Raw genomic sequence first — 8,721 nt, 5'->3', positions numbered from 1 at the left:
GCAAAAAAAAGAGCTGGCTATCTTTCGATAACCTGCTCTTTCTCTTGAATTTTGGTATTGCGCCTTAACTTAATGACATTGCCCCTAAGGGCAGTCATTTTTTTTTAATTGCAACAAGTTTTCTCATTCTTGAACGATTCTAATTTAATGGTGGTCGAACCTGTTGGAATTGTTGTGCAGCATTCAGCTGTTGCTGCAGTAGTTTCAGTTGGAACACAACAAAGCGAAATATCATCTCGTGGTCCTGCGCTTTCAAATTCCGAATCTTCTTTTGTATAAAAGATTTCCCATGCATTTCCATCAGGATCATAAACCCAAACTTTGTCTTGCACTGCATAACAGCATGTTGTGTTCATTTCATCAATTAGAAGCAAACCTGATTGACGGAGCCTCTCTCCAATTGCCAGTACATCTTTAGTATCATTCACTTGAAACCCCAAATGGTTAAGAACCCCACTTTTTTCGAATAAACGAACATTTAAAGAAAAGTGTAATGCTGGGTCTTCAAGCTCAAATTTGGCATAATTCTCTTTAATTTTAGTCGGCTCTGTTCCGAAAAAAGCTTTATAAAAATCCAGGGATTTCTGGAGATCACTACAGTTTACTGCTACGTGCATTCTTTTTATCATATTCAGTTCCCCTCTTTCACAAACTGCTCTATCCGGTTTTTAATGGAATCTCGAACTTCACGAAATTTAGCCATTACTTCTAATTCTGTACCAGTTGCTTTTGCCGGATCTTCAAATCCCCAGTGCCATCGCTCTGCTTTATCATTACGTACGACTGGGCAATTATCATTTGCATGGCCGCAAAGCGTAATGATGTAATCGGCTTCTTGAAGGATTTCAGGGTCAATTACATCTGATGTGTGATTGGTAATATCAACGTTAGCCTCTTCCATAACTTCCACTGCTCGAGGGTTAAGTCCATGTGCTTCCAATCCAGCACTCCTAACTTCATATTTGTGACTACCCAACGCTTTCAGAAACCCGTCTGCCATTTGGCTTCTGCAGGAGTTTCCTGTACAAAGAAAATACACCAGTTTCTTTTCCATTTGCTATCAATTCTCCTATTCATGTAATAGTTTATATGTCAGTGAAGCAGCTATAGCACCAAGAACAGTTGCCACTAAATACACCCATAAATGTTGCGTTACGCCTGAAATGATAGCCGGTCCCAACGACCGTGCTGGATTCATGGAGGCTCCGCTTATAGGACCAGCAAACATTGCCATGAGTCCAACTGTGCCTCCAATTGCCATACCAGCGAAGCTTTTGACTGCTTTACCATAAACGATTGTCCCTCAGTTGAATTGGGCAGTGTGGCACTTAAATTCGCAATATTGCCAAATAGCAAACGAAGTGTGTAACTTTCGGCATTCGCTGCGGCAAACTGTATGACGATATAATATAGGCTATCTCTTGCCGTCATATCGCCACGCACCATAAAAACGATTGTAACCGCGGGAGTAAAAATGAGCACCTGAAATATGCCCAAACGTATATATGAGAGCCATAACGGCCACTGCAAGTAGCCTCTTCTTCATTCTTAACATTAAATCAAAAAAAATTGATTTATTTTTCAAAAAAATTTAGCAGCAATCGCTACCATCATTCCGGGCAGGTTTAAAAATGCAGCATAACTGCTCAGACAGGATTCTACTTACTTCTGTTTGATTGATCTCGTAATAACTCCAGGTTCCGCGCGTTTCCTTTGTAATTATTCCTGCATCCAACAGAATTTTCAAATGATATGAGAGTTTAGACTGTGGCATATCGACGATCTCTGTAAGGTCGCAGACGCAGGTGTTTCCGCGTTGAGTAAGCTCATACATGATCTGTAATCGCTTTTCATCAGCAAGTGCTTTAAATTTGGACTCGTATTCTTTTAAGAATACGTTCGGCTCATTGGCTTGCTTAAGCGGTATTTCTTTAATCATTGGGTCTCCAACCCTTCTTCGTACTTTAGCAGCAGTTGCAGCAAACTGCTTGAGTTTGTACATCTGTTGAAGTAGTATTAACTGCAGCTTTAAACTTTGAAATAAGAGATTTGAATATTTGAATCTGATCTCTGTCACTACTTTCTTGCCAAGCAGCAACTGCTTCTTTTTCGATTTCCAGTTTACGCTGCAGCATCTCGCTTTCCAACGAGTAAAAGTTCAAATTCATTGTCATTCCTCTCGTTCATTTAATCAATTTTTTTTGATTTAATCTGCAACCTAAATTTACCACTACTAAATTGTGGAGTCAATACATTTATCAAAAAAAATTGATTAAAAGAAATAATCCGGATATTACCAGTAAGTAATACGCGGATCCAAGTGTTATTAATCAATTGGCCAGAGCCAGGGGCTTGGGCATCAATTAGAACTAGCTTGGAAACCCTGTGACTTTGATGTCTCGCTGCTGTAGATCGATCCGAATTCAAACTAAACTAAATAACCATTCGTCCATTATTGACGAATGGTTATTTAAATTAGAGACCTCGATGGACGTTATTTTCCCACCAAGAAAGCGGCAACCTCCGCCAGACGCGTGGCGAAGCCCCATTCATTGTCGTACCATGTCGCGACAGACAAGAGTTCACCTTCCACGTGAGTGAGCGGTAGATCAATGATCGATGTATGCGGATCACCGACGATGCGCGAAGACGCCCATTCTCCTTCAAGCACATCCATAACGCCTTTCAGATCGCCTTCTCTCGAGGCGCGGCGAAACATATCATTCGCTTCCTGCACAGTGCACGGCTTCTCCGTGATCAGGTTAAGTTCAGCTATACTGCCCGTGCGGGTCGGTATACGGTACGCTTTGCCCGTGATCTGCAGATCCGGCCAGATGAACTTAAGTGCCCTGGCCGCGCCGGACGAAGACGGAATGATGTTCTCAGCCGCCGCCCAAGAGTCTCGGCGATCACGCATCGGCTGATCCGTCAAAGATTGCGTGTTCGTATAGGAATGGACTGTTGAGAACAGTCCGAATTTGATTCCGTAGTTTTCTTTGACCAGCTTGATGACAGCAGCCAAAGCGTTAGTCGTGCAGCTAGCCACGCTGATGATTCGGTGCTTTTCTGGATCGAAACTGTCAAGATTAATACCCTTCAGCAATACGGCGTCGCAATCATCGAGGGTTTTACTTGGCCCGCTAATTAGCACACGTTTGGCGCCTCGGTCCAAATGCATCTGTGCGACGGAACGAACAACGGCGCGGCCTGTACAATCGACGACGAGCTCCACACCGAGCTCCTTCCAATCTGGCACTTCCTGCGAAGAATTTATATAAATAATCTCTCGTCCGCCGATGACAATTACACCCTCTTTGGTGAATACGTCCTCGTGCCAACGCTTATAGTTTGAATCCACTTCAAACAGTGCTGCAAGCGTTCCCTCATCCTTGATATCCGATACTGAAACCGGAACGAAGAGCTTATCCTGAAGTGCTACACGCAAGAGTATTCTGCCAATGCGTCCAAATCCAAAAATTGCAATTTTACCCATTCCTCATCCTCCATTTACCTGTTGTTCTCGATGACAATTGAAAGAAGCACTACTTTCCCCTCCAATTAATACATTATTCCCCGAATATTTGTTTTAATAATCACTTCAATTTCTGGTTTTGGATAACCTTCCTGTTCAATATTCTCCGGATCCTTTAATGACCACATAATGGTAGTTATATATTCGCCATCTGGTACACGAACTTCATCAAATTCCGTTACCAGCTCTTCCCCAGTTGCTATTATTCTGTATATGATAGAAAGAGTTGCTGTATTTGCAGCAATGTTTCTATCAACAATATTAACAGTACTACTATTGCCTGGCTGAAGCTCAACACCTAAAGCAATGTTACCTGTATTGAAATTTTCACCGGTTTCAACACCATTCGTAACAGTTCCTTGTGCTAATCCGATCTTGCAAACGTACAATGTTGATTCATTGTTTAGCCCAAACTCTTTCGTGCACTGCGCTTCCATATATGCCTTGTACTGCTTTTCAAAATCTTCTCTTTTTAGTTCCTCTGTTTCTAATATCTCTACTTCTGGCATTAGTTTGAATCTCTCCTTACCTATTTCGGGTTAAATTTTATATGCTCACCTTTCAAACTGTATATCTCCTTTGTGTTCTTACGTATCTTAATGTACCCAGTAAATGGGTTATTAACTAAGAATATATGTACACAAAAATAACGGCCCATGAAGACAGCCTTCTTCTGATACGTATTAAGGTATAGTTTTTATTGGTTAAATAAAGGGTTTTGGACCTCCGCGGTTAGCTGGAAAGAAGCGGAAGCAGATGAGCAAACGTCATGTTGAGGGGGGGACGATCGAGTATAAGGAAAATCAATTAGTGGAGTTTTGGACCAATTGTGACGGGCTAAGACTTGATTAGATAAAGTCCTAGCCAGCACTGTATGCGCTTCTTTATTTTTCAAGAAAACCAGTAGAAGGATTTGTTATGAAGAACCCTGGATCAGGTACATAGAAATACTGAATCCAAACGCCATCTAACAGGGGTTCGCGTTTATCTAAGATGATATCAATATCTTTGTCTGTTTTCACGATTTCATCATGTTCAGTAGGTGTATCCAGCTTTATATCATAATGACCATGATCGCCATGATTCTGAGTTATAAACACACGAATCATCTTCCCACCAACCGCTTCTTCACTATTCAGCATATTGTTTAATACAGTTGCAGCGTTTCGATTGATTTTACATTTCATAGTTCTGTCCTCTATTCTTATTTTATTACTGTAATTTTATTGATTACAGTATGATTTGTCAAGTTATAGTACTCCACAATAATTGACAAAGTGAATGCTAATGCCTTAATTTTAAAAACGAAGTTGCATAATAATGAGCAAACAGCGATTCTGATGAATAAAAAGGGTTTTTTATCTACCCCACTCTCCGACATTGTTGAAGTTACTGGCATGCAAAAAGGTGGGCTCTATAACCACTTTAAAGATAAAGAAGAACTGGCTCTATTAGCATTCGATGAATGCAATCGAATCATTCATGATTACATTGCAAAGGAACTTAACCATACGAACACATCAAAAGAACGAATAGTAACATTTATCGAATCCTAATTTTCCTTTGGAGAGAATCCTACTCTTCCTGATACTAAGCAATCCGCGGGCAAGGTTCCGATTCTTTTCCTAGAGGTCCTGTTAATCTATTTGCAAGATTTATTGGACCCAATCCTATAACAGCGGCGAATCCCGTACCGCGGTATCCTTCCATCCATCCAACGGCTTTTCTTAGTCCGTTCACTACGGTTATAGGCGATGTACATATCTCCGATAAAGTGTTTGTTGCGCCTAGCGCAACGCTTAGAGGTGATGAGGGAACACCATTCTTTATCGGTTCGAGCTCTAATATTCAGGATGGCGTGATTTTACACGGTTTAGCTAATACAACGATTCAGGTGGCAAACAAGTCGTATTCTATCTTTATTGGCAACAGAGTCTCTATAGCTCACGGGGCTATTATTCACGGGCCTTGCTTGATTGAAGATGATGCATTCGTCGGTTTCAAGGCTATTGTCTTTAATGCGTATGTTGGCCGAGGCTCCTACATCTCGAACGATGCGCTTTTGACCAACGGAGTGCGGATAGCCCCTAACCGGTTTGTCCCTCCTGGCGCGCATATTGACACCCAGGCTAAGGCGGATTCGCTAGTTGCTGTACCCAAAGATGCCAAGGAGTTAGCACAACAGGTTATCCGGGTGTACTCGGAATTCCCTCCCTCCTATGATGCCATGTTTGGCACTCACCGCTGCTCCTGCGGAATCGCATATAACCATGCGAAACTATTACGTTAAACATAAAGGCCGAGAATTTTCCGTATAGGAAGTTCTTGGCCTTTATTCATTTTGCGGAGATGTTAGAACATAAAGTCCAACATCTCTTTTCGGTTACTTATAGGGTTACCGTTTTCGTTGCAACTTTTTCTTTTGCTCACATGACAGACACGTCCGTCAACAGAACGAGTTCCTTAGTTTTAAATGCTAAGGGCTCTAATTCTAAGGACTCCGTTTTTTCCACATTTTTTGGCAGAGCTGACTTTTCTTCAATGGCTTTATGCTGCCTTGATTCAAGATTCTTTGCACGTTTCATGGTTATGAACTATGGTGCTAGTAGAACAAAACTGTTAAAATCTCTATCTTTATGCCTTCCAAAAGAAACAATACCATTTCAAGAACGTTTGATCAATAAAAATGAATAATGGTATCGATTCGAAAATGGATAGCCATTGAAGTGGGTGCCCCAATAAAAAAACGAAGCACACAAAAAGTGCGCTTCGTTTCTTTCAATGTACTGTCAGCTTTCAGCAGCTGCCTTCTGAGCAGCAACCTTTCGGCGATATTCCAATGCCGGCAATCCGCCCCAACCCCAGTTGTCCGTGTCTACTTCGTCAATCACAACGAAAGTCGATTCCAACGGCTTATTAAGCACCTTAAGCAGCAATTCGCTTACGCCCTTGATAAGAGCTGCTTTTTCTTCGGCAGTCACTGAATCTCGGTCCGGCGTCGTGCCCTCTCGTGTGACTTGAATGTTTACGATCGGCATAAATAGTCTCCTCCATTCATTTACTATCGTATTTTTGCTTCACTTCTTCATCTACAATTAGTGCCCCGCACTTTGACCGCCATCAACATGAAGAATTTCACCAGTTACGAACTTCGCTGAATCTAGGTATAGCACGGCATCAACAATCTCTTGCTGCTCACCCATGCGTCCCATTGGATGCAGCTTAGACAAGAATTCGAATGTTTCAGGAGCATGCATTGGCGTTTTGATTACGCCTGGGGAGATCGCGTTTACGCGAATGCCACGTTTCGCATATTCGATCGCCAAAGCTTTCGTCGTCGAGTTCACGCCGCCTTTCGTCAAGTTCGCAAGCGCGGAAGGCACTTGCTCCGATGGCGAATCCGTCAGGCTAGTCGTGATATTGATGACATGGCCTGCACCTTGTTTCAACATTTGCACAAGTGCGCGCTGGGTCAGGTGGAAAAAACCGACGACGTTCGTGCCCATATATCGCGTGAATTCCTCTTCCGTGTATTCCGTGAACGGCTTCGCGATGAAAATGCCCGCATTATTGATCAATGTGTCAATTCGGCCGAACTTAGCCAATGCTTCGTCGACTAGACGCTGAGCGACATTGGACTCCATGACATCACCAGCTACGATATGCACTTGCTTGCCTGTAGGATCAATATCTTTCGCGGCATCGGCCAACGCTTGTTCACGTCGTCCGTTGATTACGACATTTGCACCGCGCTTCACCAATTCGACTGCCATTGCTTTACCCAGTCCACTGCTGCCACCAGTAATCACATATACTTTATCTTGATTGCTCATTTTATTTTCCTCCCGGGCTCTATTATTATTGTTGCTCAAAACGTTTGGGTTGATGCTCAACTGCCTTTATAGGACGGTTTCTTACTGCTGTTTGAATGCATTGATCAGATCTGCAGGCGACTGAAGGCCAGTTAATGTGTGATTATCGTTGATGATGTAATAAGGAACGCCTCTGATACCAAGCTTCTGCGCATCGCGCTGTCCTTCTTCCACATGGTCAAGTCCTTCTCCGTCTAGGAGCCTTGCCTTTAGTGCCGCGGGATCATTCATGATCCCAGTCGCTTGCGCGATTTCCACAAGCTTGTCCACATCGCCAATATTAACGCCTTCCTCAAAATATGCTGTATATAATCGCTCGAGTATTTGTGACTGCAGATGCCCCGGCGTAATGGCAATCAGTTGATGAGACAATACGGAATTCGGCGTATATTTGACCAAATCCATATTATAATTCAGGCCAAAATGAGCGCCTGTTTGATTATATTGTTTCATTCTTGCTTCGAATTGGGCTTCTCCACCTAAGCGGCCGATCATAACTTGACGGTAATCTTCGCCTTCCTTGCGAATACCAGAATTCAGCTGAAACGCATGATAGCGAACTGTAGCATTCATGCCTTCAGGCAGGTCTTTTAAAGCAGTTCTCAAGCTAGCATCACCCATTCGGCACCATGGGCACACTGTATCCATATATACGTCGATCGTTACGTTTTTCATTTACGCCACCTCCACAGGTTTAACTGTCTTAATGTGCTCTACATACGCTTTGCTGCTTTGTGCCAAACGCTCAGGCGTTACGTCGGAAGTGTCGTTAACCGAGAAGTGCGGCAAGTACACGGCGCTGATGAAACGCGCGCTGGCTTGAATCGGAGCCAAAATTTGTTCCAATGTTAAACGGTTAGATCCAGTAGGTTGATACGATTCTGTTGTGCCATAAGTTGAGATAGCTACGCCAATTTCTTTGCCGGTTGTTGCTGTCGCTTCCGGACCATAAGCCCAGTTGTATTGCAGAACTGTATCGAACCATGTTTTGAGTAGCGGCGGCATGTTGTACCAGTAAAGCGGGTATTGGAAAATGATACGGTCATGCGTTTCGACCAGCTGTTGTTCACGCTGAACATCGATGTTGGCGCTTGGATATTCCTTGTACAGCTCGTGGATTGTGATATCACCATTCTCCCTTAGTTCATCAACCCATGCTTGGTTCCAGTTGGATGATTCCAGGTTAGGGTGTGCTACGATTACGAGTGTTTTCATATGATTAGCTCCATTCAATTCATAGATTTTTTGAAAATGTTCTTACTTGCTGTCTACCTATTAAAAGGTAGATTAAACATAAAAACTATCAATCTCATTCTC

At 42.8% G+C, this 8,721-nt stretch carries 15 protein-coding genes and 1 pseudogene; 2 read left to right on the top strand and 14 right to left on the bottom strand.

The window, feature by feature from the left end; genetic code table 11:
- Positions 1 to 104: 104 nt before the first annotated feature.
- From A8708_RS23605 to A8708_RS23570, 9 genes are all read right to left on the bottom strand, one after another.
- A complete protein-coding gene (locus tag A8708_RS23605) occupies positions 105 to 629 on the bottom strand; it encodes an ArsI/CadI family heavy metal resistance metalloenzyme (protein WP_082927746.1) in 525 nt (174 codons plus the stop codon).
- 2 nt (positions 630 to 631) lie between these two features.
- Positions 632 to 1,054: an arsenate reductase (thioredoxin) gene (arsC, locus tag A8708_RS23600; RefSeq protein WP_068667771.1), complete on the bottom strand. Its 423-nt coding sequence runs from the start codon at positions 1,052 to 1,054 to the stop codon at positions 632 to 634.
- Between the two features lie 15 nt (positions 1,055 to 1,069).
- Positions 1,070 to 1,228: an aquaporin gene (locus tag A8708_RS36595; RefSeq protein ID WP_239696820.1), complete on the bottom strand. Its 159-nt coding sequence runs from the start codon at positions 1,226 to 1,228 to the stop codon at positions 1,070 to 1,072.
- Complete coding sequence (locus A8708_RS36590; RefSeq protein WP_239696819.1) at positions 1,210 to 1,497, bottom strand: hypothetical protein; 288 nt, start codon at positions 1,495 to 1,497, stop codon at positions 1,210 to 1,212. The genes A8708_RS36595 and A8708_RS36590 overlap by 19 nt, the downstream gene beginning before the upstream one ends.
- A 94-nt stretch (positions 1,498 to 1,591) precedes the next feature.
- Complete coding sequence (locus tag A8708_RS23590) at positions 1,592 to 1,939, bottom strand: ArsR/SmtB family transcription factor (protein WP_068667769.1); 348 nt, start codon at positions 1,937 to 1,939, stop codon at positions 1,592 to 1,594.
- Positions 1,940 to 1,964: 25 nt separating this feature from the next.
- The gene (locus tag A8708_RS23585; RefSeq protein ID WP_068667768.1) at positions 1,965 to 2,168 is read right to left on the bottom strand and encodes a hypothetical protein; all 204 of its coding nucleotides are present in this window, start codon (positions 2,166 to 2,168) and stop codon (positions 1,965 to 1,967) included.
- A 326-nt stretch (positions 2,169 to 2,494) separates the two neighbouring features.
- Positions 2,495 to 3,493, bottom strand: coding sequence for a type I glyceraldehyde-3-phosphate dehydrogenase (locus A8708_RS23580; protein ID WP_068667767.1), 999 nt, complete (start codon positions 3,491 to 3,493; stop codon positions 2,495 to 2,497).
- Between the two features lie 65 nt (positions 3,494 to 3,558).
- The gene (locus A8708_RS23575; RefSeq protein ID WP_068667766.1) at positions 3,559 to 4,041 is read right to left on the bottom strand and encodes a hypothetical protein; all 483 of its coding nucleotides are present in this window, start codon (positions 4,039 to 4,041) and stop codon (positions 3,559 to 3,561) included.
- A 375-nt stretch (positions 4,042 to 4,416) separates the two neighbouring features.
- A complete protein-coding gene (locus A8708_RS23570) occupies positions 4,417 to 4,719 on the bottom strand; it encodes a heme biosynthesis protein HemY (protein WP_068667765.1) in 303 nt (100 codons plus the stop codon).
- Positions 4,720 to 4,809: 90 nt separating this feature from the next.
- On the opposite strand from A8708_RS23570, the gene A8708_RS23565 reads away from it, so the two are divergent.
- The gene (locus A8708_RS23565; RefSeq protein WP_068667764.1) at positions 4,810 to 5,088 is read left to right on the top strand and encodes a TetR/AcrR family transcriptional regulator; all 279 of its coding nucleotides are present in this window, start codon (positions 4,810 to 4,812) and stop codon (positions 5,086 to 5,088) included.
- Positions 5,089 to 5,306: 218 nt separating this feature from the next.
- Positions 5,307 to 5,822 (top strand): LbetaH domain-containing protein, encoded by a 516-nt coding sequence (locus A8708_RS23560; RefSeq protein ID WP_239696818.1) that lies wholly within the window; start codon positions 5,307 to 5,309, stop codon positions 5,820 to 5,822.
- A gap of 142 nt (positions 5,823 to 5,964) precedes the next feature.
- Here the strand turns inward: A8708_RS23560 and A8708_RS35600 are convergent.
- The 5 genes and pseudogenes from A8708_RS35600 to A8708_RS23540 form a co-directional block, all read right to left on the bottom strand.
- Positions 5,965 to 6,117 (bottom strand): annotated as a pseudogene (locus A8708_RS35600) (Lsa family ABC-F type ribosomal protection protein); the annotation flags it as partial.
- A 204-nt stretch (positions 6,118 to 6,321) separates the two neighbouring features.
- Positions 6,322 to 6,570 carry a tautomerase family protein gene (locus A8708_RS23555; RefSeq protein ID WP_068667762.1) on the bottom strand — a complete coding sequence of 83 codons (249 nt, stop codon included), beginning with the start codon at positions 6,568 to 6,570 and terminating at the stop codon, positions 6,322 to 6,324.
- Between the two features lie 57 nt (positions 6,571 to 6,627).
- A complete protein-coding gene (locus tag A8708_RS23550; RefSeq protein WP_068667761.1) occupies positions 6,628 to 7,365 on the bottom strand; it encodes an SDR family NAD(P)-dependent oxidoreductase in 738 nt (245 codons plus the stop codon).
- A gap of 81 nt (positions 7,366 to 7,446) precedes the next feature.
- Positions 7,447 to 8,079 carry a DsbA family oxidoreductase gene (locus A8708_RS23545; RefSeq protein WP_068667760.1) on the bottom strand — a complete coding sequence of 211 codons (633 nt, stop codon included), beginning with the start codon at positions 8,077 to 8,079 and terminating at the stop codon, positions 7,447 to 7,449.
- Positions 8,080 to 8,619: an NAD(P)H-dependent oxidoreductase gene (locus A8708_RS23540; protein ID WP_068667759.1), complete on the bottom strand. Its 540-nt coding sequence runs from the start codon at positions 8,617 to 8,619 to the stop codon at positions 8,080 to 8,082.
- Positions 8,620 to 8,721 lie beyond the last annotated feature (102 nt).

Source organism: Paenibacillus oryzisoli (genome assembly GCF_001653565.1).
GTDB lineage: Bacteria > Bacillota > Bacilli > Paenibacillales > NBRC-103111 > Paenibacillus_E > Paenibacillus_E oryzisoli.
This window is presented reverse-complemented; position numbering and strand designations above follow the sequence as displayed.